General features: G+C 42.8%; 19 protein-coding genes. 2 read left to right on the forward strand and 17 right to left on the reverse strand.

The window, feature by feature from the left end; genetic code table 11:
• Nucleotides 1-10 precede the first annotated feature (10 nt).
• The 3 genes from menH to PROVRUST_RS14025 all read right to left on the reverse strand — a co-directional run bounded on the left by menH (nucleotide 11) and on the right by PROVRUST_RS14025 (nucleotide 3918).
• Nucleotides 11-793: a 2-succinyl-6-hydroxy-2,4-cyclohexadiene-1-carboxylate synthase gene (gene menH / locus PROVRUST_RS14015; protein WP_006815520.1), complete on the reverse strand. Its 783-nt coding sequence runs from the start codon at nucleotides 791-793 to the stop codon at nucleotides 11-13.
• Nucleotides 793-2466, reverse strand: a complete 1674-nt coding sequence (gene menD, locus PROVRUST_RS14020; protein ID WP_006815521.1) for a 2-succinyl-5-enolpyruvyl-6-hydroxy-3-cyclohexene-1-carboxylic-acid synthase — start codon at nucleotides 2464-2466, stop codon at nucleotides 793-795. The genes menH and menD overlap by 1 nt, the downstream gene beginning before the upstream one ends.
• A gap of 126 nt (nucleotides 2467-2592) precedes the next feature.
• Nucleotides 2593-3918 carry an isochorismate synthase gene (locus PROVRUST_RS14025; RefSeq protein ID WP_006815522.1) on the reverse strand — a complete coding sequence of 442 codons (1326 nt, stop codon included), beginning with the start codon at nucleotides 3916-3918 and terminating at the stop codon, nucleotides 2593-2595.
• A 700-nt stretch (nucleotides 3919-4618) separates the two neighbouring features.
• On the opposite strand from PROVRUST_RS14025, the gene PROVRUST_RS14030 reads away from it, so the two are divergent.
• Together PROVRUST_RS14030 and PROVRUST_RS14035 are read left to right on the forward strand one after the other, a co-directional pair.
• Nucleotides 4619-5830 carry an alpha-xenorhabdolysin family binary toxin subunit A gene (locus PROVRUST_RS14030; protein ID WP_006815523.1) on the forward strand — a complete coding sequence of 404 codons (1212 nt, stop codon included), beginning with the start codon at nucleotides 4619-4621 and terminating at the stop codon, nucleotides 5828-5830.
• A 12-nt stretch (nucleotides 5831-5842) separates the two neighbouring features.
• Nucleotides 5843-6853 carry an alpha-xenorhabdolysin family binary toxin subunit B gene (locus PROVRUST_RS14035; protein WP_006815524.1) on the forward strand — a complete coding sequence of 337 codons (1011 nt, stop codon included), beginning with the start codon at nucleotides 5843-5845 and terminating at the stop codon, nucleotides 6851-6853.
• Nucleotides 6854-6914: 61 nt separating this feature from the next.
• Here PROVRUST_RS14035 and nuoN read toward each other — a convergent pair whose 3' ends face one another.
• The 14 genes from nuoN to PROVRUST_RS14105 all read right to left on the reverse strand — a co-directional run bounded on the left by nuoN (nucleotide 6915) and on the right by PROVRUST_RS14105 (nucleotide 23856).
• Nucleotides 6915-8420 (reverse strand): NADH-quinone oxidoreductase subunit NuoN, encoded by a 1506-nt coding sequence (gene nuoN / locus PROVRUST_RS14040; protein ID WP_006815525.1) that lies wholly within the window; start codon nucleotides 8418-8420, stop codon nucleotides 6915-6917.
• An 8-nt stretch (nucleotides 8421-8428) separates the two neighbouring features.
• Complete coding sequence (gene nuoM, locus PROVRUST_RS14045; protein WP_006815526.1) at nucleotides 8429-9952, reverse strand: NADH-quinone oxidoreductase subunit M; 1524 nt, start codon at nucleotides 9950-9952, stop codon at nucleotides 8429-8431.
• Between the two features lie 19 nt (nucleotides 9953-9971).
• Nucleotides 9972-11828, reverse strand: coding sequence for an NADH-quinone oxidoreductase subunit L (nuoL, locus tag PROVRUST_RS14050; RefSeq protein WP_006815527.1), 1857 nt, complete (start codon nucleotides 11826-11828; stop codon nucleotides 9972-9974).
• Entirely contained in the window at nucleotides 11825-12127 is a 303-nt protein-coding gene (nuoK, locus tag PROVRUST_RS14055) for an NADH-quinone oxidoreductase subunit NuoK (protein ID WP_006815528.1), read from the reverse strand. The genes nuoL and nuoK overlap by 4 nt, the downstream gene beginning before the upstream one ends.
• Nucleotides 12124-12666 carry an NADH-quinone oxidoreductase subunit J gene (nuoJ, locus tag PROVRUST_RS14060; RefSeq protein ID WP_006815529.1) on the reverse strand — a complete coding sequence of 181 codons (543 nt, stop codon included), beginning with the start codon at nucleotides 12664-12666 and terminating at the stop codon, nucleotides 12124-12126. The genes nuoK and nuoJ overlap by 4 nt, the downstream gene beginning before the upstream one ends.
• Before the next feature lie 12 nt (nucleotides 12667-12678).
• A complete protein-coding gene (gene nuoI / locus PROVRUST_RS14065) occupies nucleotides 12679-13221 on the reverse strand; it encodes an NADH-quinone oxidoreductase subunit NuoI (protein ID WP_006815530.1) in 543 nt (180 codons plus the stop codon).
• 14 nt (nucleotides 13222-13235) lie between these two features.
• Nucleotides 13236-14213, reverse strand: coding sequence for an NADH-quinone oxidoreductase subunit NuoH (nuoH, locus tag PROVRUST_RS14070; RefSeq protein ID WP_039855361.1), 978 nt, complete (start codon nucleotides 14211-14213; stop codon nucleotides 13236-13238).
• On the reverse strand, nucleotides 14213-16936 hold the full coding sequence (nuoG, locus tag PROVRUST_RS14075) for an NADH-quinone oxidoreductase subunit NuoG (RefSeq protein WP_084789708.1): 2724 nt from the start codon (nucleotides 16934-16936) through the stop codon (nucleotides 14213-14215). The genes nuoH and nuoG overlap by 1 nt, the downstream gene beginning before the upstream one ends.
• Before the next feature lie 97 nt (nucleotides 16937-17033).
• On the reverse strand, nucleotides 17034-18395 hold the full coding sequence (nuoF, locus tag PROVRUST_RS14080; RefSeq protein ID WP_006815533.1) for an NADH-quinone oxidoreductase subunit NuoF: 1362 nt from the start codon (nucleotides 18393-18395) through the stop codon (nucleotides 17034-17036).
• The gene (gene nuoE / locus PROVRUST_RS14085; RefSeq protein WP_006815534.1) at nucleotides 18392-18931 is read right to left on the reverse strand and encodes an NADH-quinone oxidoreductase subunit NuoE; all 540 of its coding nucleotides are present in this window, start codon (nucleotides 18929-18931) and stop codon (nucleotides 18392-18394) included. The genes nuoF and nuoE overlap by 4 nt, the downstream gene beginning before the upstream one ends.
• Before the next feature lie 2 nt (nucleotides 18932-18933).
• Nucleotides 18934-20736: an NADH-quinone oxidoreductase subunit C/D gene (nuoC, locus tag PROVRUST_RS14090; protein ID WP_006815535.1), complete on the reverse strand. Its 1803-nt coding sequence runs from the start codon at nucleotides 20734-20736 to the stop codon at nucleotides 18934-18936.
• A gap of 74 nt (nucleotides 20737-20810) precedes the next feature.
• Entirely contained in the window at nucleotides 20811-21485 is a 675-nt protein-coding gene (locus PROVRUST_RS14095) for a NuoB/complex I 20 kDa subunit family protein (protein WP_006815536.1), read from the reverse strand.
• Between the two features lie 18 nt (nucleotides 21486-21503).
• Nucleotides 21504-21947, reverse strand: coding sequence for an NADH-quinone oxidoreductase subunit A (locus tag PROVRUST_RS14100; RefSeq protein ID WP_006815537.1), 444 nt, complete (start codon nucleotides 21945-21947; stop codon nucleotides 21504-21506).
• A gap of 991 nt (nucleotides 21948-22938) precedes the next feature.
• Nucleotides 22939-23856, reverse strand: a complete 918-nt coding sequence (locus PROVRUST_RS14105; protein ID WP_039855364.1) for a LysR family transcriptional regulator — start codon at nucleotides 23854-23856, stop codon at nucleotides 22939-22941.
• Nucleotides 23857-23974 lie beyond the last annotated feature (118 nt).

Here is a 23974-nt window from a genome sequence, read left to right on the forward strand (position 1 = left end):
TCAAGTTCCTTTAACCACAGTTTGATAAAAAATGGTGAAGTGCAATCACATAATGTTGGGGGTTTTCCCGATGCGCATTATGCCCTGCATTTTCAATTAGCGTAAACGGCAATGCGTATTGTTGCGAAACGCTTCGAAATTTTTGGTCTCTCTCACCGCAAAAATAACGATAAGGAGTGAGTAACTGTTGTAACTTTTCCACTAAAAATGGTTGTTTTGCTAATGACGTATTTTCCAGCATGTCTGCCACTGCTAGTGGATTATTCTTACCTCGTAATTGCACCAACTGTTGGCGTTGCTTTAAGGTCAAATCTGCAAATACCGCTTGCTGGTACCAAGCATTCAACACGTTTTCCATAGGCTGTTGACGAAAACGTTCAGCCCATTGATGGTCATTTTCAGCGCGAGCTATTCGTTCATTTTCATTATTGAGCCCTACATTTCCGCCTTCAATTACTAAACCTTTTAGCCCCTGATGAGGAGCAAAACAGGCAAAGTGCATGGCTAAACGAGCTCCCAGCGAATAACCAATTAATACATATTCTTGGATATTATGATGATGCAATAACTCATTAAGTTGCTGATCAAAGTCACTGAAACTTTGGCAATTGATTGCACTAGAATCCCCATGTCCGGGTAAATCGACCACTAAACAAGGATACTCTTGGCACTGTTCTACAACCTCTTGCCAATCATCACTACTACCTAATAACCCATGTAAAAAAACTAACCACGGCTTTGCTTTAGCCTGATTTGAGTCATTTAAAATGTCATAGCGTTTAGCGGATAACATTACAAGTTTTCCACATCTTGCAGTAATTGTTTTAAGGTACAAGCGCCCTCATCACCATTAACCACTAACTCCACAAGCAAGGTTCCGTGTTGGTTATGCCAGAATTTTTGCACAGTCTCTTTCAAGGTACTCCAGTCCGTTGGCGCGCAATATTGCAAACCAAACATCGTTGCAGCCCCAGCAAAGCTAACATTTTGCGGCATACAGTAATAATGCTCCCTTGCCTCTTTCGATGTTGGTAGCATGGAAAAAATTTGCCCACCATTATTGTTCACCACGATGAGTACCGTTGGTGCAGATGGTGTACGTAGCAAGGCCAGACTATTTAAGTCATACAATGCAGAAAGATCGCCCACAATACCTAAGGTTGGTCTCGCGGTCGCACGTTGAACGCCTGCCATTGTTGAAATTAATCCATCAATACCACTCGCACCTCGATTACTGTAAACCGGATACCCCGCAGGAAGCTGAGCTAATGCGTCGACTAAACGGACAATTAAGCTGTTACCGACAAAAAGTTGCCCGCGAGGAGGGAAAAGTTGAGGTAATTGATGGGCAATCGCGGCTTCAGAATATTGATCCTGTAATAGTGCCTGTATATGCTGCTGGGTTTTGCTTGCAAGTGTAGCGAGTCCCTCACACCAAGGACTGCGTGGCTGCGCAGGATGATTATCCAACCAACCTTTGATGCTGCATGTTAATTTACGACCAGTATGATTCGCAGGGTCTAGGCGCCCTGGGATAGTATCAATAATCCAGTATTCTTGAGGCTCACAATGACTTTGCCATTGTAAGGCTCTTTTTCCGGTTATACTCGACCCAAATTGTATGACTAACTCAGCTTCTTGTAGCCATGCTTGGGCATCTGCGTGTTGTAACCATAAATCAGCACAAGGATAAGGTTGACCCGTTTGCGATAAAACATCACCAATAATAGGCCATCCCAGTTCAGCAGCCCATTTAGCAACATATTCACCTTCACTGCTCCCCATGCGCCCAGCAATCACCACGCCTTTTTTCTGGCGCCAAAAATACCAATCTGCAACTAATGCAACAGTATGAGTTGGGGGTTCACTGAGCCATGGATGATTAGAATTCCACCAATTACCAAGACTTTCATGCCATTGGTACTCCCCTTCAGTTTCCCCATATAAAGGTTCCGCAAAAGGGCAATTAATATGAAAAGCACCATGGCGCAATTGGTTCATGCCATTATCGATAGCAGATACCAGCCACTTTGCCGAGATATCCTGCGTCGGTCTAGGTAACATTAAATCTTCAAACGGATGGCTAGCAAAAATATGTGTCTGACGAATTGCTTGGTTTGCACCACAGTCGATTAATTCGGGTGGTCTATCCGCAGTCAGAAAAATGACTTTTTCGCCCGTTAACCCCGCCTCTATCAATGCAGGATAAAGATTAGCAACTGCGGTTCCAGATGTAACAATGACCCCAACAGGTTCACCACTGGCTTTCGCTAAACCCAAAGCTAGATGCCCTAATCCGCGCTCATCGAAATGAGTGTGGCAATGTAGTTTACCGTTATTAATGGCCGCCAGTGTTAACGGCGTTGAACGGGAACCAGGGGCAATGCAGATATTTTTCATACCATGGCGGGCGAGCGCTTCAATAATTACCTCAGCCCAACGGATATTAAAAGCAGAATTCGACATAATGTGCTCGGTAAATTATTCATGATACTGAGTGTAATAGGATTGAGATAAATTTCTTGATCTCAGGACAATTTTTCATGAACCAATTGAAAATAAAAAGAAATAACCACTTTAGATATAGGGGTTTTATACATTTCCTAGCAAAGATTTTAATCCTGCCGCTTTATTTTCAATCTCTTCCCACTCTTGTTCTGGATCTGAGTCACTAACAATACCCGCTCCGGAATAAAGTGAAATAGACTCCCCGTCAATCTGTGCACAACGCAAAGAAACTGCGAATTCGCTCTTATTCAAGCTAACGAAACCTCCCGTACCCGCGTACCAACCTCGCGAGAAGGATTCATGTTTAGCTAAATATTCTCGGGCTATATTCCGAGGTAACCCACATACCGCCGCCGTGGGTTGTAAACGTTGTAAGCAATCACTGTCTGAGCGAGAAAGTAACGTTGCTACGATTGAACGATACAAATGTTGAATTTTTCTGAGCCGAATAACTTTAGCTGGTGAAACATCAATCCCCATAACAGCACCTTGTAATTGCTGACAAATATCATCTACAACCACTAAATTTTCATGCTGATTTTTACTATCTTCCATCAACCACTTAGCATTATCAGCCGCTATGCTATCATCAACATGATTCGCTACCGTACCCGCCAAGGCTTCTGAATTAAGTTGATAATCTTGACGTAAATAGAGACGTTCTGGCGTTGAAGACATAAATCCAGAATCTCGACTAAATGCCATCATAAAATGGTAGCAATGGTGATTGACTTGTTGGCTTGCAGATAAAAATTGCGCCACAGAAATAGGATGCGATAAGGTCAGCTTAGTTTCTCTCGCCATGACCACTTTTTCCATTTTTCCAGCGCGCATATCTTGAATAGCGTTAGTCAGTAATCGACACCATTCTTCACGTTCCGGAATATGTTGCTGTCCAATAATATTGACAGATAATTGAAGTGTTGCTTGGGAAGGTGATTTAAGTTTTTGTAAGAACTCAATCGCATTCAAGCGATCCTGTTCACCATTAATATATAAAGAAATCGTCGCATTTGAGCGCAAGCGAAATATTTCGAGACGAGGTAAAAAATAGTACGTTGATGCACGCTTAAGCTCTTCAGAAATGCCATCACCCACTCCATTCCAACCATTTAATCCCCATAGGCGCATATCAGGCCATTGAGCATGAGTGGATAAAAAATGTTCAACCTCAGTAATTCCATTGAATGATTTAACCATACCTAATGCACTACATTCATCAGAACCTGTTCGGTGATACCAATAAAATTGCGGGTAAAATTCTTGCTCGGATAGCCACGCGAGACCAGGGAACGAGCCTTGGATATCAAATTGCCAAGTTAGGCGGGTGAACTCATTAGGGCTAAGCGTCAATGTAGACAAATGATTCAGGATTTCAGCTAATAGTTTTTCGATTTTTGTATATATCACTTTAGATTCCCACTGCTACATCACACCGATTACTTTCAATTATTATATATCGCAATGAAATTTATTAATACATTCATCATTTAATAGCATGATATGTTCAATAATCGCTCAAAGAGTGATGCTTTTTATTAGTATAAATTATGAGCACATCTTTCCCGTTCATTATAAGATCAAGTGGTTATCACATTAATTGACCTATTTTAAAGTTAGGTTTCGGTGCATGAGAGTGAAAGAGATAATTTTGAAATTTTTAGTTCCAATCGGAAATTTATTTTCTTGAAATAGAGTTTTTAATTCTAATTATAATGATTAAAATTATTTATAGCCTTAAGTGAAACTTATAGACTATAAATATAAAATCTACATCTGATATTAATATAAATAATTATTAACAACTCATTACCCCTAATAATTAAATTACCCTACCGGTCAAATTAAACTTAATAATTTAAAATTAAAATTTCATTTAAAATCAAAATTAAACAGTCATTTTTTATCGATGTTTTTCATTTTTTAATATCAACGTAAGCTCTAAGTTTCTAGTAGGTTAAGAAGCGATAAATTGAAAGTGACCATTCATTATTATTGATAATAATGAAATATCTCATAGATAATGTAAAAAACCATTATATGAAAAAATATAATTAGCTTTCAAGTACAAATACTCCTCCTTTCCACCAAAACTAATTGGAAAACCATAATGAATAATCAATTTAATTATGACAGAATCATTGAAAAGGAAAATATTGGTGATGCTACATTAGCTTTATTAACTAATCAGGACTCCCTATCAGCTAGAGATGCAGGAATCTTTACTCTTGATGATTTAATTAATATTCATAGGCATGTTCAATTTGCGCTTACGCTACCGATGAAAGAGTCAGATATATTAAAATGGTTTGGAATTAATGATGAAAATGATGAATTACTTCCAGCAACTGAATTAGCGGATGTGATTATTAATATTCGAAGCCATGCTAATACTTGGGATAATGTAGAAAAACAAGTAAAAGAGCAGTCCGTTGACTTATCATTAACGAGCCGCAATATTATACAAACAGGCGACCAAATAGTTGAATATATCAATCATATGCCTATTATCCAAAAGATATCTGAAAGCTTAGACAACTTATCAGAACATGAACTGAAACAAATAACCTATCAAAATGATGACCAGCAAATTGCCACTGAATTACTCAGTATCTTGCAACTGATTAAAGGCGATATAAAGCAACAGTCTGTCAAAACTATCCGGATTAAAAATACAGTCTCTGATTTTCGTGCCCATATCACGGGTGGATATTTATCTGATTATAGTCATGTTGAATCACTATTATTTAATATTAAAGGGCTTTATCAACAATTAGAATCTAAAAATGATCCAGAGACTGCTGAATCCTTCTTAAAAGAGCTTATTGAATTCAAGAAAAATGAATTAATTCAGCTTGAACAGGAATACTCCCATTATGTAAAACTTTGCTTTACTGGTTTAGCCGGAGGGATCATTGGGTTACTTATCACTAGTAGCATTTTTGGCTCAAAAGCGGAGGCTATACGTCATAGAAAAAATTTAATTATCAAAGAAATAGAGGAAACCAATGCCAAAATAAACCAAGAAAAACTACTCCAAAAAACTATTTTTGATATTCAGATTAATTTACAAAAAATTGAAGGGCTATTTAAAGATGCTCGTTTGGCCATCGATCATCTTGACTATATGTGGCTTGTCATCCTCACTGAGGTCAAACAGTCCATTGATATTTTCTCTAAGATCAATAATGCAGAAAAATTACTTCGTTTTATTACCCAATTCAAACGCATCATTACCTCTTGGTCTTCAATTCAAGACTACTCGGTTCATTTAATTAAATTATTTGATGAACTACAAATTAATGACAAAATCTCTCAATAAAAAGGTATTTATATGCATGATATCCTTAAGTTACCAAAATTACCTTCCATTGATATTTACCAATTACGGTGTATCTCAAACAACATTAGTTCATACAATAAAAATATTATTAATTATGATTATATCATTTATAGCAGGCTCCAAAAGATAGCGATTAAAACTGAAAAAATCAATGAATTGATCCGTAACTCCATCCCTATATTACGTATAAAAGTCAATTATATTTTACAAAATGAGCTTCATGAAATACAGAATACAGAGTTAGCAGATAGTGAATACCTAGATTCAAAAAGAAAAATTATCACAGCAGGATTTGTTGATGATTTAATTGATATAAAAACCGAATTGGAAAACTTAATTTCAAAGACACGTTATACACTTGAGTCATTACTCGTTTTTCATCTCAATGAGCCTAATATGCTTAAGCTATCGCAATATACATCACAAAAAGAGTCTTTGGTAAATTCTAAAAATGGAAAACAGTTAAAAGTGAATGAGTTAAATAATAATCTTTCCGTCATCATGGCTGCTGAAGATATTATTTTAAAACATAAAATAACTGATTTTTTTGATAAATATTTTCAAGGAAAAGAATTAATTGACTCTATCGATATTCAACCAAATAAAAAAGATATATTGAAAGCGGCTATCAGCTACATTAGGAATTTACTTACTATGGTTGATGATGGATTACAATTCAGCCAGTTGGTTGATGTGAGAATCTACCTGAGTGATAAAATTATTGAACTACGAGAAGAAATAAATACGCTTGATAATAATATTTTTAGATTGACTCAACTGATGGCATATTCAAGCGACATCACCGCAATAGAAACTTATAAACAAACCATTATTACACAAGTAGGATTGCTTAAAGTGTATTGGGAATCTTGGTGCCATTTTATCGGCGAAAAAATTTTAGACAAAACGATAGATTTAGCCCAAATAAACATGGCAAGCCAAATGTTGATGACCTATCTAAATGATGTTGAATACCAATATCAGCGACAATTGCCTGATTAAAAAAAGACCGGTTACTGTGAGGTAACCGGTCTTTTCGACATCTTCTTTTTTAGCTAATTTTTTAGCCTAAAAATGCCATCCCAGTATAGGCTAATTCGATTAATGGTTGTGGCCATACACCAAATACAATCACCGCAATTGCACAAATCGCAGCGAAAACAGTACCAACAGTTGCTTTTTCTGGTCCTGTATAGCGATCCCCATGTTCAGTATCACGGCTATAAAAGCTTGCCATAAAGCGCAGGTAATAGAATAAACCAAGCGCACTACCGACAACAACAGCACCCGTTAACCACCACAGTTCTGCATAAACCGTCGACATGACCGCATAGAATTTACCAATAAAGCCAACTGTGATTGGGATACCGGCAAGGGATAACATCATGACCGTCATGACCATAGCAAGCACTGGCTTGTGCCAGAATAACCCACGGAATGCACAGAAATCATCCTGGTCATCACCGCGGTATGGGCTAGAAATAACGCTAACCACACCAAATGCACCTAAGCTTGCAAACAAGTAACCCGCTAAATAAATAAGCACCGTCATTTGTGCCAGATAAATATCTGCGCGCATCGCCACTAAGGTCACTAACAAATACCCCATATGGGCAATTGATGAGTAACCTAATAGGCGTTTAGCACTTTTCTGAGTCAGTGCTAACAAGTTACCAAACAGAATTGAAGCCACTGCAATCACAATAATGACCGTAGATAACGTATCTGTTTGAGGCAAAGAATTACTGTGTGTGATCGGTGATTCAAGGAACAGTCGCACTAGCACCGCAAAAATAGCGATTTTACTACCGGTTGCTAAGAACCCTGCCACTGGCGCTGGCGCACCTTGGTAAACATCTGGTGTCCATAATTGGAATGGGAATAGCGATAATTTAAAGCCGAAGCCTACAATCATCATCCCTAAACCAACCAGAATTAATGGAGCATGGAGACTGTTTTCCGCTAAACTTTTGCCAACCGCAGAGAACGTTAAACTACCTGATTCCGCGTACAGTAATGCAATACCGAACAATAAGAATGAAGACGCTGCCGCAGAGAGAACCATATATTTAATACCGGCTTCTAAAGTACGGCTACGTTCAAAGGTATAGGCTACTAATCCAAATAATGGTAGGGAAATTAATTCAATACCAATAAACATCGATGCCATATGGTTCGACATAGCAAGCAGAATTCCACCCGTCACGGCAATCGCCAGTAACAGATAAAACTCTTCTTTGTTATCGTCAAAGCCTTCTAACCAGTGGTAAGCAAAGATCGCAGTCCCGATACCCGCAATCAAGACTAATCCAGAGTAGAACAACGCGAAACCATCGACTATCAATAACGACGTCACATACCTAGGTAACAGTGCGTTACCATCATCCGGTGATGCGGCGAAATAGATCAAAATCAGTGATAGCCCAGTAATAAGAAAGCCAAACACTGTCAGCGAGGCACTTGTTATATGGTCGCGTCGCCACGCAATGGACAGCATCACAACTACCGCATTCAATCCAGCAAGGATGAGCGGCAATATTGCGAACAATTCTGAAAGTTGTATTGTCATGGCGAATACTACCCTTGTGTTGTCATTGAAGCAGAATACAGGTTATACAACGTTTCCATCGAGCCCGCAGACGTATCTAAGATAGGCTGAGGGAAGAAACCAATAATAACCAGTAAAGCCGCCAGAACTAGTAAAACACCAAACTCACGGGCAGTTAACCCTTTCAGTTCAGTTTCCGATTTAGGCATTCCGTAGTAAGTCTGCTGCATCATCCACAATGCGTAGATAGAGGCAAATACCACACCAAACACCATAATACAGGTGACTAAAGTGAATTGGCTGAAGCTACCAAACAGGATCATAAATTCGCCGATAAAGTTACCTGTTCCCGGCATACCTAATGTCGCAGCAGCAAAGAATAAGGACATTCCCGGTAACCATTTAATCCGCTTCCATAACCCACCCATCATACGCATATCACGAGTTTGAGTGCGTTCGTACAGCTGACCACTGATAATAATCAGCGCGGCACCAGATAGACCATTCGTGATCATCTGAATGACTGCACCTTGGTATGCCAATACTGAAGTTGCGTAGATTGCGACAGTGACAAATCCCATATGAGATAAGCTACTGTAAGCCGCTAAACGTTTAATATCCGTCTGTTTGAACGCTAACCAAGCACCGTAGAAGATACTGATTACACCCAGAGTCATAGCGACCGGTGTAAATGCAAGTGAAGCTTCAGGGAATAGCGGTAATGTGAAACGCAGGAGGCCATACGCTGCTGTTTTCAGCATGATACCCGAAATATCCACAGAACCCGCCGTTGGCGATTGTTCTTGAGTATCCGCCATCCAGCCATGGAAAGGCACTAATGGCATTTTTACCGCAAAAGCAATAAAGAAACCTAGCATCAACATAAAGCCAGTAATGCCAGACATCGCACTTTCGGTGCCAAGCAACTGGTTATAATCGAAAGTGAATACGTCGGATTCTTTATAGTGAACGAGCACTAAGCCAATAATCGCCACTAACATAATCAAACCGCTGACCTGAGTATAAATAAAGAACTTAGTCGCAGCGTTGATATGTTGACGATTTTCAGTCCCTTTGTGTCCCCAATTCGCAATCAGGAAGTACATAGGGATCAACATCATTTCCCAGAAGAAGAAGAATAGGAATAAGTCTACCGCAGTAAAGATCCCCATCACACCTGCAATAATCCATAACAGGTTAAAGTGATAAGCACCTTGATTTTGCTGTTTTTCACTCCACGAACTGAGTATAGAAAAAGCACCCATAATCGCAGTCAGCACAACCATCAGTAGAGATAAACCATCAACTGCTAATGAAAAATTGATACCCAGCGCAGGGATCCACTCACGAAAATAAACATCCTGCCATTGTGGAATACCCTGAGGGTTTACCAGTGAATAATCTCCTTGCAGCCATAATAGCACAGCAAGGATCAGCGTTGTTCCCATCGTCCCCAGCGCAATCCAGCGAGGTGCGCGGTGATTAAATCGATCGGCCTGCCAGCTTAGCAAGCCACCGATGAAGGGAATAAGTATTAGCCAAGGTAGTAGCATGGCGCAATGTGTCCCTTTATTAAACCAAAAGCAGCAGAGCAAGAATTAGCACTGCACCCAGCCCCAGAGAGGCAATATACCAACGGATCTGACCGTTTTCACTCACTGCAAGTCCTTTGTTCACCCAACGTGAAAGGTGGGCAGGAATATTCATCAGTGAGTTTATCGGATCGCTTTCGAGCAACCATGCAACACCTTTAAAAGGTTTTACAAAGATAACGTCATACAGCCAGTCAAAGCCCCATGCGTGATACCACCACGTAGAGAAGAAACGACCAATTGCTGTTTTAGCGATCCCGTCAACGATAGAGCGTCTAAACAGATAGAGGAATATCGCAATTAACAAGCCTGCGACGGCAAAACCACCCGAGATCACTTCGATAAGCACTTTGCCATCTTCCGCTTCAATAGGTTTTGCAGGGAATACTCCCTCTAATGGCTGGTGGATCATGGCTCCCACGAACGTCGCTAGGACTGCCAAGATTGCCAGTGGTACTGTGTGAGTGATGCCTTTAACTTTATGCGCTTTGATTTTTGCTTCACCGTGGAACACGATGAAAATCATACGGAAGGTATAAATTGCGGTCATCAATGCACCGATAATACCTGCCCATAACAGCACAGTTTGCCCATCCAGTTTCGCACCCCACAAGATGGCATCTTTACTGTAGAAACCAGAGGTAAACAGTGGCAACGCAGCCAAGGCACTACCGCCGATTAACATCACCCCATAAACGAATGGAATTTGCTTACGCAACCCACCCATCTTGAAGATATTTTGCTCGTGGTGACATGCAAGGATCACGGAACCTGCGGACAGGAACAGTAACGCTTTAAAGAATGCGTGAGTCATCAGATGGAAAATTGCTGCATCCCATGCTTGGACGCCAAGTGCCAAGAACATATAACCAATCTGGCTCATGGTTGAGTAAGCAAGAACACGCTTGATATCCGTTTGTACTAATGCTGCACAGCCTGCAAACAGTAAGGTAGCCGCACCAACAACCCCAACTAAATGTAGAATTTCAGGGGTTAATAGGAATAGACCATGGGTACGCGCGATTAAGTAAACACCTGCGGTCACCATGGTTGCGGCGTGGATCAGTGCTGAAACTGGCGTTGGACCCGCCATCGCATCGGCTAACCATGTTTGTAATGGTAACTGAGCAGATTTACCTACCGCACCACCTAATAACATCAGCGTTGCCCAGTTCAGCATTGATAAGCCTTCTGGAGATAGCTGAGCCGCACGTTGTGCCATTTCGCTAAAGTTTAATGTTCCCAGTTCGTTGTACAGGATGAACATGCCAATAGCTAAGAACACATCACCAATACGGGTGACGAAAAAGGCTTTCATCGCCGCTTTGCCGTTATCTGGATTGGTATAATAGAAACCAATTAACAGATAACTGCACAGCCCTACCCCTTCCCAACCGAGATACATCAGCATCATGTTATCTGCCAGCACTAATACCACCATGCTCGCAATAAACAGGTTAGTGTAAGCGAAGAAACGTGAGTAACCTTCCTCACCACGCATATACCAAGAAGCATATACATGAATAAGGAAGCCCACACCCGTTACCACACCTAACATGGTCAGCGAAAGACCATCAAGAGAGAGGCTAAATGGAATCGTGAAATTACCTACGGACATCCACGTCCAAAGCTCTTGTGGATATGGCTCATGTCCACCATTAGGTAAAATGGGTTGAGCTAGAAATTCATTGCCTGCATAAAATGCAACTAGAGCGGCGAGGCCGACTGAGCCCGCACCAATAATCGCTGAAACATTTTCTGACCAACGACCGCGGGAAAATGCGAGAAGCACAGACCCTAACAGCGGGAACAGAATCGTTAAATAGAGTAGGTTCATTCGCGCATCTCACTGACTTTATCAATGTTCAGGTTTTGACGATGACGATGGAGTTGCAGTAACAACGCCAATCCAATACTCGCCTCCGCAGCAGCCAGTGTAATCGCCAGAATATACATAATCTGGCCATCCGGTTGCCCCCAAAAACTCCCAGCAACGACAAAAGCCAATGCTGTGGAGTTCACCATGATTTCTAGCCCGATCAGCATAAAAAGCAAGTTACGGCGAATAACAAGACAGCTAAGTCCCATTACAAAAAGAATTGCCGCTAAAATCAGACCATGTTGAAGAGGTATCATTGTTGCTCCTCCGCATTACGGTTGCTGACAAGGTCAGCGCTGTTTTCTGTACGGTCACGACCGACATGGAATGCCACCACAAGGCCTGCAAGCAATAATAATGATGCTAGCTCAACCGCTAAGACGTAAGGACCAAATAAACTGATACCCACTTCTTTTGCAGTAATAATCACGCCTTCCGTTTTCTCTTGGTGAGAAATGCTGGTGATCCCATACACTAAAATCCCTAATAAAACCGCAGATAATAATGACGGACCAATCCACGTTTTCGGTGTTAACCATGCTCGCTCTTGTTCTTGCACTGAACGACCAAGGTTAAGCATCATGACCACGAAAACAAACAGAACCATAATGGCACCTGCGTAAACGATAATCTCCAATGCCCCAGCGAAATATGCGCCTAGGGAGAAGAACACCATTGACAGTGCCAGCAAAGAAACCACCAGATACAACAACGCATGTACTGGGTTGGTATTGGTAATCACCCTCAAAGTTGCTAAAACAGCAACCAGACCGGCGATATAAAAAGTAAATTCCATGAATATCGCTCCTTACGGCAACAGGTCTTTGACGTTAATCGGTTTCGCTTCGTTATCCGCTTCACCTTTGTCTTTACCTGAAATCGCCATACCCGATTTACGGTAAAAGTTATAATCAGGATATTTACCTGGACCTGAAATTAGTAGGTCATTTTTCTCGTAAACCAGATCCTGACGTCGCCAATCTGCCATTTCAAAGTCTGGGGTTAATTGGATTGCCGTTGTTGGGCAAGCTTCTTCACACAGACCACAGAAAATACAGCGAGAAAAGTTAACGCGGAAAAACTCTGGGTACCAACGTCCGTCTTCATGCTCAGCCTTTTGCAGCGAGATGCAGCCCACTGGGCAAGCAACAGCACATAAGTTACACGCAACACAACGCTCTTCACCGTCAGGATCGCGCGTTAGCACGATACGCCCACGATAACGAGGAGGCAGATAAACTGGCTCTTCCGGGTACATTTGCGTTTCTCGTTTGTCGAACGCATGTAGACCCACCATCCAAATACTGCGTACTTGGGTGGCGAAACCGACCAATAACTCTTTTAATGTCATGGTTCAATCACCCCTTACTGAGCGTTGTATAAAATCACTGCTGCGGTACCCAGCAGGTTAAGCAGTGTCAGCGGCAGACAAATTTTCCAACCGAAAGACATTACTTGGTCATAACGTGGACGCGGTAAAGAAGCACGGATCAAGATGAACATCATCATGAAGAATGCTGTTTTAATCGCAAACCACAGGAATGCAGGCAAGAACGGACCATGCCAGCCACCAAAGAACAGCGTCACAATCAGTGCAGACACCGTCACGATACCGATATACTCACCCACGAAAAACAGACCGAATTTCATACCGGAATATTCAACATGATAACCGTCGGCAATTTCTTGTTCAGCTTCTGGTTGGTCAAATGGATGACGGTGACACACCGCAACACCCGCTATCGCAAAGGTAATGAAGCCAAAGAATTGTGGAATCACGTTCCACATGCCTGCTTGAGAGTTCACGATGTCAATTAAATTAAATGAGCCGGCTTGCGCGACGACACCCATTAATGACAAACCTAAGAACACTTCATAGCTAACGGTTTGAGCTGATGCACGCATCGCACCCAATAATGAGTATTTGTTGTTACTTGACCAACCCGCAAATAGAACCGCATACACGGCTAAACCAGCCATCATCAGGAAAAATAAAATGCCGATATTCAGGTCAGCAACGTGCCATGTCGGACTGACAGGAACAATTGCAAAGGCCAAAAACAGTGAACAAAATGCAATAACCGGGGCAAGAGTAAAAATTTTCTTGTCCGCGAACTGAGGGATCCAGTCCTCTTTAAACAGCATTTTGAACATGTCGGCAATCAGTTGTCCCATCCCGAATGGACCCACTCGGTTTGGACCATAACGATTCTGGAATAGACCGAGAATTCGGCGCTCTCCCAAACTCATGTATGCCCCACAGGTCACGACAACCAGTAAGATAACAACAGACTTGAGGATGGAAATTATCACTTCCATCACCGCTGGAGAAATCCAATCCATCATGCTCCCCTCCGCAGATTATTCACAGTCACCCCAGCCATCACTGGTGCAATTCCCGGCATACCTAGTGGTAAACCGATTTGACCTGTTGCAAGGTGATTACTGATACGTACGGTCAGGCTCAATGTTTGTCCTGCATGACTAAATTCAGCTTTCACACCAGCATTCAGACCAAGTGCTGCTGCATCTTGTGCATTCAACATGATGTAAGGCTCAGGCATACGCTGCTGGATCACATCAGAACGCTGCGAGGTTTCATCACTGCCGAACAGATGGTAATACGGAGCAACAACCCACTGAGCTTCAGTGCCTTGGTAAGCCGCTGGGATCCCAGTAAAGTACGCTAATTTACCTTCAGTCGAGTTGAATAACCGCACGCCTGGATCACCAAACAGCAAGTGACCGCCGACTTCTGCTTGGAATTTATTCCATGCTTGTGGGGAGTTCCAACCCGGCGCCCATGCAAATGGAATTTGCTGACGAGGTGCAGTTGGCGAGTTATTCCCTTCCATTGAGAACGCAAATGGCGAGTCAATATCTTGTGGTTGGCGTGGCTCATGTACCGTTTTATTCGCTAACATCGATGTACGACCGCTGTAGCGATGTGGTTCACGTGCTAACTTCTGACCACGAATGCGGAAAGAGGCTTTTGGTGCCGTATTTTTGATGCCTGCAAATTGTGGCATTGCAGTGACACATTCTTCGATAACATGGTCTAACTGAGACCAGTCCGCATCACGCTGCTGAGCTTCAGTTTGCAGAGAATGCATCCAGCGCCAGCTTTCGTTCATCACGATACTGTTATCGTAGTAAGTTGGGTCAAAGACTTGGAAGAAGCGTTGTGCACGACCTTCTTGGTTAATCAGCGTACCATCCGCCTCTGCAAAACTTGCTGCTGGCAGAACTAAAGTCGCTTTATCCATGATGTCAGTGTGTTGATGGTCAGCCACAATCAACTGTTTCAATTTGCTGAGTGCGCTATTTACTGCATTCACAGTGCTGTGACGGTATAGATCATTTTCCATCACAATCGCCACATCCGCTTCATTGGCTTCAATACGCGCAAACGCATTCTCGAGCGGCTGAGCATTCATCATGGCTAAACCAAAGCTGTTCGCGTGGGATGCTAGATAGGACAGACCAACGTTGGATCCCTTCGCTTTCAGCGCGAATGCGACGTTAGCTGCAGCTTCAATCATTGCATCACTCGCACTGTGGCTACCGCTGATAATCAGTGGTTTCTTAGCACTTGCTAATGCTTGAGCGATAGTTTCCACTTTCGCTTTCAGATCTGCCGGTAAATCATTGACCGCTGGCGCTTCGCCATTGATCATATTGGCAATCGCAAAACCTAAGCGAGCTTGGTCAGCAACTGGTGCTCGGTAGTTAAATGCCGCCACGTCGTCTAAGCGAGTATCATCCACATTCGTAATAAACAGTGGATATTTCGCATGCTGGCCGATATTTTGGATTGCTGCAATTTGCCAGTCAGCGACTTTCTGTGCTGCTGCCATTTCGCGCGCTTTACCTTTCACCGCTTGGCGAACAGATAGTGCCATACGGGCACCTGTCTGAGTTAAATCTTCACCCAGCACTAATACCGCATCGTAGCCTTCAACTTCACGCAATGTCGGGGTATAAATTCCGCCATTTTGCAGAATGTTTTGCATCAAGCCTAAGCGACGCTGCTCATCCGCAGAAATGCCGGAGTAGAAGTTTTCTGCACCGACTAAAGCACGTAATGCATAGTTACTTTCGATACTGGCACGCGGCGAACCGATACCAATCACTTTTTTCGCTTGATTGATAATTTGCGCACCACTTTGCATCGCTTCAATCGCAGAAATAACTTGCTGCACACCCTCTTTATTTAACAGTGCTTGGCGAGGTCTATCTTTACGGTTGACGTAGCCATAACCAAAGCGACCACGGTCACACAGGAAATAGTGGTTTACGGAACCGTTATAGCGGTTTTCAATGCGACGTAGTTCACCATAACGTTCACCTGGGCTGGTGTTACAACCGATACTGCACTGTTGGCAGATACCCGGTGCAAATTGCATATCCCATTTACGGTTATAGCGTTCTGAGTGAGTTTTATCAGTGAAGACCCCTGTCGGGCATACTTCAACGAGGTTTCCAGAAAATTCGCTTTCCAGAGTACCGTCTTCTGTACGACCAAAGTACACATAGTTATGGGCGCCATAGACACCTAAGTCTGTGCCATCCGCATAATCTTTGTAATAACGAACACAGCGGTAACACGCGATGCAACGGTTCATTTCATGACTAATGAACGGTCCAAGGTCTTGGTTAATGTGTGTACGTTTTGTAAAACGATACTTACGCATGGTATGACCGGTCATCACCGTCATATCTTGTAAGTGGCAGTTACCACCCTCTTCACAGACTGGGCAGTCATGTGGATGGTTAGTCATCAGCCATTCAACAACACTTTCACGGAACTGTTTGGCTTCTTCATCATCGATGGAGATGTAAGTTCCTTCCGTTGCCGGTGTCATACAAGACATCACGAGGCGACCACGAGTGTCATCCGCGTTTTGATACTGCTTCACCGCACACTGGCGGCAAGCGCCAACGCTTCCCAGCGCCGGATGCCAGCAAAAATAAGGAATATCTAGCCCCAGCGATAAGCAGGCTTGTAACAGGTTTTCAGACCCGTTTACGTCATATTCTTTGCCGTCTACATATATCGTAGCCATAGTCAGCATGCTTCCCAAAGGCCCGCGTTAGCAGGCGTTAATCATAAATACGTTCTTCGTCAAAAATTCGTTTAGCGGTTGCTCAATCGCTAAATGCTTACCAACGCTGCTTTAACAGGTTTGGCTGGATACCTGCAATCTGCACAATATTGCGCAGATCTTTTTTCGAGATACCCGCTTCGAATTCTTTACGGAAATATTTGATAGCACTTTGCAGTGGTTCAACCGCACCTGGCGCATGAGCACAGAAAGTTTTACCTGGACCTAAGAAACGACAAAGTTGTTCTAGGGTTTCAATATCCCCTTCTTGTCCTTCGCCTTTTTCCAGTGCCTGTAAAATTTTCACACTCCACGGCAACCCATCACGACACGGAGTACACCAACCGCAAGATTCGCGTGCGAAAAATGTTTCTAAGTTGCGCACTAACGACACCATATTGATTTCGTTATCCACTGCCATCGCCAGTGCAGTCCCTAGACGGCTACCTGCTTTTGCAATATTTTCGAAATCCATTGGTAAATCAAGGTGGTCATTGGTCAGGAAATCAGTACCCGCGCCTCCCGGTTGCCATGCTTTAAGTTTCAGTCCATCACGCATACCTCCAGCGTAATCCTCTAAAACTTCACGGGCAGTCGTACCAAATGGCAGCTCCCATAAACCTGGGTTTTTAACGCGGCCAGAGAAGCCCATTAGCTTAGTACCGGCATCTTTGCTCTTACCGGCGCTTAAATCGATATACCACTGATCTCCGTGCTCTAAAATCGCAGGCACGTTACAGATAGTTTCGACGTTATTAACGCAAGTTGGTTTACCCCATGCTCCTGATGTTGCAGGGAATGGCGGCTTAGAGCGTGGATTCGCGCGACGACCTTCAAGGGAGTTAATCAGGGCTGTTTCTTCACCACAGATATAGCGACCCGCACCGGTATGGACAAACAGTTCAAAATCGAAACCTGAACCGAGAATGTTTTTACCTAATAGACCTGCTGCTTTCGCTTCTTCAATGGCGCGACGTAAATGCTTTGCGGCCTCAATGTATTCACCACGTAGGAAAATATAACCACGGTAAGCTTTTAATGCATAAGCGCCGATAATCATACCTTCAACTAATAAGTGAGGCAGTTCTTCCATCAGTAAACGGTCTTTATATGTGCCCGGTTCCATTTCATCCGCATTACATAGGAAGTAACGCAGTTTCATGTTTTCATCTTTTGGCATCAGGCTCCATTTCAGACCCGTAGAGAACCCTGCACCACCGCGACCTTTCAGTCCAGCATCTTTAACAAGGTTGACTACTTCATCTGGCGCCATGCCTTTTAATGCACGTTCGACACCTTTGTATCCGTTTTTGCTGCGATACTCATCCAACCACACAGGTTGACCGTCATCACGCAAACGCCATGTTAGCGGATGTGTTTCAGCAGTTCGGATCACGGGTTTAACGGAGGAGTTTGTCATGGATACTGCTCCAGTAGCTTTTGAATATTTTCAGGCTGTACATGTGTGTGAGTGTCTTCATCGATCATCATCGATGGACCTTTATCACAGTTGCCTAAGCAACAGGTTGGCAGTAGCGTAAAGCGACCATCTTCTGTTGTTTGACCTGGGCGAATATTCAGCTGTTTAATAATTTCAGCTTCTAAGCCTTGGTAGCCCGTAATGTGGCAAACAACACTGTCACAATAGCGAATAATATGACGACCAACCGGTTGACGGAAAATTTGGCTATAGAATGTTGCGACCCCTTCGACATCACTTGCAGGGATCCCTAAAACTTCAGCGATAGCGTGAATAGCGCCATCTTCTACCCAGCCACGGTTTTTTTGCACAATTTTCAGCGCTTCAATTGACGCTGCGCGTGCATCCTCATAGTGGTGTTTTTCACCTTCAATTTCAGCACGCTCTTCATCTGTTAGGATAAAGCCGTGATTCAATTGCGGTTCAAAGACATTAACCACATTGAGTTGGCTGTTATTATCATGTTCATTATGCATGGTTAGCGATCCACATCCGACATTACAAAATCAATACTACCCAGATAGACAATCAAGTCAGAAACCAAGCTGCCTCTAATCACCGCCGGAATTTGCTGTAAATGCTCATAACTCGGGGTGCGAATACGGGTACGGTAGCTCATTGTGCTGCCATCACTCGTTAAGTAGTAGCTGTTGATTCCTTTAGTTGCTTCAACCATCTGGAATGATTCATTTGCTGGCATTACTGGTCCCCAAGACACTTGCAAGAAGTGGTTGATCAGGGTTTCGATATGCTGCAATGTCCGCTCTTTTGGTGGCGGCGTGGTCAATGGATGATCCGCTTTAAATGGACCTTCTGGCATATTCTTCAAGCATTGCTCAAGAATACGGATACTCTGACGCATCTCTTCCACTTTGATCATCACACGGTCATAACAGTCACCGTTATGGGCAATTGGGATATCGAACTCAAAGTTTTCATAACCTGAATAAGGACGCGCTTTACGTACGTCAAAATCAACACCCGTTGCACGTAGACCAGCCCCTGTTACACCCCAAGCTAATGCTTCTTCTTTGGTGTATGAAGCCACACCAATAGAACGACCTTTTAAGATGGAGTTTTTCAGCGCTGACGTCACATAGGACTCTAAGCGTTTAGGTAACCAATCTAATAATTCACGCAGCAATTTATCCCAACCACGAGGGAGGTCATGAGCAACACCACCGATGCGGAACCAAGCTGGGTGCATACGGAAACCGGTGATCGCTTCGACGACGTTGTATACTTTTTGTCTATCAGTAAATGCAAAGAACACCGGCGTCATCGCACCAACGTCTTGAATATAGGTACTGATGTACAAAAGGTGACTATTGATACGGAATAGTTCAGACATCATCACGCGGATGGTTTTCACGCGATCAGGCACTTCAATACCCGCCAGTTTTTCAACAGCTAGGATATAAGGCATTTCGTTTACACAACCACCGAGATACTCGATACGGTCAGTGTAAGGAATAAAACTATGCCATGACTGACGTTCACCCATTTTTTCAGCACCACGATGGTGGTAACCAATATCAGGAACGCAGTTGATAATTTCTTCACCATCGAGCTGCAACACGATGCGGAATGCACCGTGAGAAGATGGATGGTTTGGACCCAAGTTCAGGAACATGAAATCTTCGTTTTCATTTCCTCGTGACATGCCCCACTCTTCTGGTTTGAAAGTCAACGCTTCCATTTCCAGATCCTGCTTCTGCTTCGTCAGCACAAACGGGTCAAATTCGGTAGCACGTGCTGGGTAATCTTTACGCAGCGGATGACCTTCCCAATTTGGTGACATGAGAAGACGGCGCAGATTCGGATGACCTTGGAAGGTGATACCGAACATGTCCCAGACTTCGCGTTCATGCCAGTTAGCATTTGGGAATAAAGAAACTATCGATGGTACATTTAAGTCGTTCTCATTGAGAGCAACTTTCAGCATGATATCGCGGTTTCGGTCAATAGAAATGAGATGGTAGAACACACTAAAGTCGGCTTCTGGCAGACCTTGGCGATGAATACGTTGGCGTTCATCGACCCCGTGTAAATCGAACAACATCACATAAGGTTTTGGTAGTTTCTTTAAGAAATCTACAACTTCCAGCAGCTGTTCACGACGCACCCAAATAACTGGCATGCCAGTACGGGTTGCTTGAACAGAAAAGGCATCCGGGCCAAATTGATTGCGCAGTTCCAGAAGCACAGGGTCATTAATGTGATCCTGCGTCTGCCATTCTGGCTGGGTACTACTCGCTTGCGCTCTCTGATCTGTCATCATTCTTCACCATAACGCTTGATCAGGTTTATTATTTCGCAACAACATTGCTCTGTTACGCTGAATGGCTTAAAGCCTTAAATTTCGTCTGGGGTTCGCAGATTAGTTACTGCGATACGTTCACCGTGTTTTCTTTCTCTTTCTGACTGCATATTTGCACGATAAACACCCTGATCACCCACGACCCAAGAGAGTGGACGACGCTCTTTGCCGATGGATTCTTGTAACAGAAGGAGAGCCTGCATATAGGCTTCAGGGCGTGGTGGGCAGCCTGGAATGTACACATCCACGGGAATAAATTTATCGACACCTTGTACAACAGAATAGATATCGTACATACCACCAGAGTTAGCACATGACCCCATGGAGATAACCCATTTCGGTTCTAGCATTTGGTCATAAAGACGCTGGATAACAGGTGCCATCTTGGTGAAACAGGTTCCTGCAACAACCATAAAGTCGGCTTGACGAGGTGAAGCACGCAGTACTTCCGCACCAAAGCGGGCTACGTCATGAACAGACGTGAACGATGTCACCATTTCTACATAGCAACATGAAAGACCAAAGTTATAGGGCCATAGGGAGTTTTTGCGTCCCCAGTTGACCACATCGTGAAGTGCATGAGAAAGTTTGCCCATGTAAACACTGTTTTCAACTTGCTGCTCTAGGGGATCAGTCACGATTTCCTGAGTTTGCAGTGGGTAACGGTCGTTCTCACCGTTCGGATCTATGCGGGTGAGCGTATAATCCATTGTATAATGCCTCGCTTTTTACTGCGGATGACGATTGCTGATTTTAATAACTTTACTAGGACCTTTAACTGCGCGACGTGAACGGACTGGAGTCCAATCCAATGCACCAACGCGAACCAGATAAAATAATCCCGCCAACAATACAAAGATAAAAATAGCGGCTTCGATGAAACCAACCCATCCAGCTTCACGAATGGCAACAGACCATGCGAATAGGAACATAGCTTCAACATCGAAGATGACGAAAAACATCGCAACCAAGTAGAACTTGGCGGACATACGAAGACGAGCACTACCGACAGAGTCAATACCTGACTCATAGGGAACGTGTTTGGCTCTGGCTTTGGCGCGGCTACCCAAGAAATGACCTGCGGTCAACATGAAAGCGCAAAGACCAATAGCGCCGATAAAGAATATAGCAAAGCCCCAGTTATGGGCTAACTCTAGGATTGATGTAGACATACTCGTTGCTTACTCATTACTTATGGTGCGTCACTGCTCTTTTTTACAACACGGCAGCATTGCACCACAATTGCCCAGTTAATAGAGAAGAAAGACCAACATTGATCTTCAAACTAAAAGATCACCAAACTAAAATCAGTCCAGTAGACTGGCGTTTGGTTTGTCCTCTCTCACTACATGTTATTTTGCTCAAATGAGACAAAATGACCCGTATTTATTACAAACATTTTACATACAAAAAACATTAGAATAACAGAAAGTACTCATTGTCTGCTAAAACGTGTCAGTTTGACTATACACAAATAAACACGCTGACTAGTCTAACTGATTATTCGTTTTTACTACACTATTATCTCAGGAAAAACCTGTCTTAACAGATGAAAAAATGTGCTTTTTATTTGATCTAACGCACAGATTTATTGAAAATATACTCAATTTGTTTACATGGTAAGCGAATTTAATTTAAGCATCTGTAACGATTTTTTATTCAAATACCTAACTAACTCACTGACTACTCAACGCTATTTTATCAATTTAGTAAAAAAATATTGTTAACAGCATAACAAATCATTAACTAACTAACGAAATTCGTGTTATGCCATCTACATCACAATTATTTCATGCTCTTACGCGTTAATCCATACTTATTAAGTGGGCATTCCGTGTATTTTATCACCGAATAGAAAGAAACCTTGTTCACTTTCATATACACAAGGTTTTAAGTTAAATATTTTCCATTAAAAAATGATGTCACTTCCATTAATCCTTTTGGTTCGTAAGGGGAATCATTATTGACAAACTCTCGTTAAAATTCAGTATGGTTAAGTGAATGAAAAAGATATTAAGAAGGAGAAGAAATGCCAACACCTAGAATTCTAAATAAAAACGGCTGAGTCAGAATTAACTGGACCCAGCCGGATGATATTTTTATGCTTACTTGCCACCTACCGCTGATAAAAAATCTATTTTATCGGTAAGGGCTTAGTTAAGTTTATTGGTCATTACTCTCAGTTGGTTCTGCTGCTGGAGCTACCGCGTAAGGGATTTTTTTATTTTCAATCGCATTAAATACGGTTAAAACGAAATCTTTTTGTTCATCCGCATTTTTGTATAACCAATACTGAATATCTGGAAGACGAGGTAAACCATCCGCCTCACTTAAAATACGTAAATCTGCATTTTGCATTTCCATTGGGCGAGCCGTGACACCAACTTCTGCATTCACTGCCGCACGAACAGCCGGTAATGAGGCTGCTTCATACGCCACATGCCATGCTAACCCTGCTTCATCTAATGCTTGAGTACATAATTTACGGTACGGGTTTGTCTCATCCATCACCACTAATGGGATTGGCTCATTACGGCGCAACTGGAAATCGGGTGCGCTATGCCATAAAACAGGCACCGTTCTTAATGCTGTTTTAGGGTGATGAGTAATACGCGTGGTTGTTAGTGCTAAATCGATTTCATGGTTGTCCAACATGGACTCAATGTATTGGGCGCGTTTAATGCGGACTTCTACCGCAATACGTGGATACACGGAGGCGATACGATTAAGCAAAAATGGCAGTAAGATATCAACTGTATCATCAGATGCACCGATTCTTAGCTCACCGTCTGCGTCGTTATAGGTTAAAGAGGCTGTCGCATCATCATTTGCACGCAAGATTTGACGCGCATAACCAAGTAGTTGCAAACCATGAGCCGTGAGTAATTTATTACGACCATGGCGCGCAAATAACTCGCGACCGACTAATTGCTCTAAACGTTGCATTTGCTGACTAACCGCAGATTGGGTTCTACATACAGCCGCTGCGGCTGCAGCAAAGGTATTTAGATCCGCCACTGCGACAAATGTACGTAGTAAATCAAGATCTAGATTCATTATGGGACGATTTGAATTTATCATCGTTCATTCTCTTATATAATTTTATGGTACCTGGTGTTTCTGCTCTCCTCCGTGAGAATCAGCGAGTTTTATAGAAAACTTAATTTCAGCATCTCTAATCCTTAGATCTGCTGGTCAC

The sequence above is a fragment of the Providencia rustigianii DSM 4541 genome (genome assembly GCF_000156395.1).
Classification (GTDB): domain Bacteria; phylum Pseudomonadota; class Gammaproteobacteria; order Enterobacterales; family Enterobacteriaceae; genus Providencia; species Providencia rustigianii.

Excerpts from the sequence above, each read along its gene's own strand:
- menH (WP_006815520.1), bottom strand. The coding sequence starts at position 793 with ATGTTATCCGCTAAACGCTATGACATTTTAAATGACTCAAATCAGGCT.
- menD (WP_006815521.1), bottom strand. The coding sequence starts at position 2,466 with ATGTCGAATTCTGCTTTTAATATCCGTTGGGCTGAGGTAATTATTGAA.
- PROVRUST_RS14030 (WP_006815523.1), top strand. The coding sequence starts at position 4,619 with ATGAATAATCAATTTAATTATGACAGAATCATTGAAAAGGAAAATATT.
- PROVRUST_RS14035 (WP_006815524.1), top strand. The coding sequence starts at position 5,843 with ATGCATGATATCCTTAAGTTACCAAAATTACCTTCCATTGATATTTAC.
- nuoN (WP_006815525.1), bottom strand. The coding sequence starts at position 8,420 with ATGACAATACAACTTTCAGAATTGTTCGCAATATTGCCGCTCATCCTT.
- nuoM (WP_006815526.1), bottom strand. The coding sequence starts at position 9,952 with ATGCTACTACCTTGGCTAATACTTATTCCCTTCATCGGTGGCTTGCTA.
- nuoL (WP_006815527.1), bottom strand. The coding sequence starts at position 11,828 with ATGAACCTACTCTATTTAACGATTCTGTTCCCGCTGTTAGGGTCTGTG.
- nuoK (WP_006815528.1), bottom strand. The coding sequence starts at position 12,127 with ATGATACCTCTTCAACATGGTCTGATTTTAGCGGCAATTCTTTTTGTA.
- nuoJ (WP_006815529.1), bottom strand. The coding sequence starts at position 12,666 with ATGGAATTTACTTTTTATATCGCCGGTCTGGTTGCTGTTTTAGCAACT.
- nuoI (WP_006815530.1), bottom strand. The coding sequence starts at position 13,221 with ATGACATTAAAAGAGTTATTGGTCGGTTTCGCCACCCAAGTACGCAGT.
- nuoH (WP_039855361.1), bottom strand. The coding sequence starts at position 14,213 with ATGGATTGGATTTCTCCAGCGGTGATGGAAGTGATAATTTCCATCCTC.
- nuoG (WP_084789708.1), bottom strand. The coding sequence starts at position 16,936 with ATGGCTACGATATATGTAGACGGCAAAGAATATGACGTAAACGGGTCT.
- nuoF (WP_006815533.1), bottom strand. The coding sequence starts at position 18,395 with ATGACAAACTCCTCCGTTAAACCCGTGATCCGAACTGCTGAAACACAT.
- nuoE (WP_006815534.1), bottom strand. The coding sequence starts at position 18,931 with ATGCATAATGAACATGATAATAACAGCCAACTCAATGTGGTTAATGTC.
- nuoC (WP_006815535.1), bottom strand. The coding sequence starts at position 20,736 with ATGATGACAGATCAGAGAGCGCAAGCGAGTAGTACCCAGCCAGAATGG.
- PROVRUST_RS14095 (WP_006815536.1), bottom strand. The coding sequence starts at position 21,485 with ATGGATTATACGCTCACCCGCATAGATCCGAACGGTGAGAACGACCGT.
- PROVRUST_RS14100 (WP_006815537.1), bottom strand. The coding sequence starts at position 21,947 with ATGTCTACATCAATCCTAGAGTTAGCCCATAACTGGGGCTTTGCTATA.
- PROVRUST_RS14105 (WP_039855364.1), bottom strand. The coding sequence starts at position 23,856 with ATGATAAATTCAAATCGTCCCATAATGAATCTAGATCTTGATTTACTA.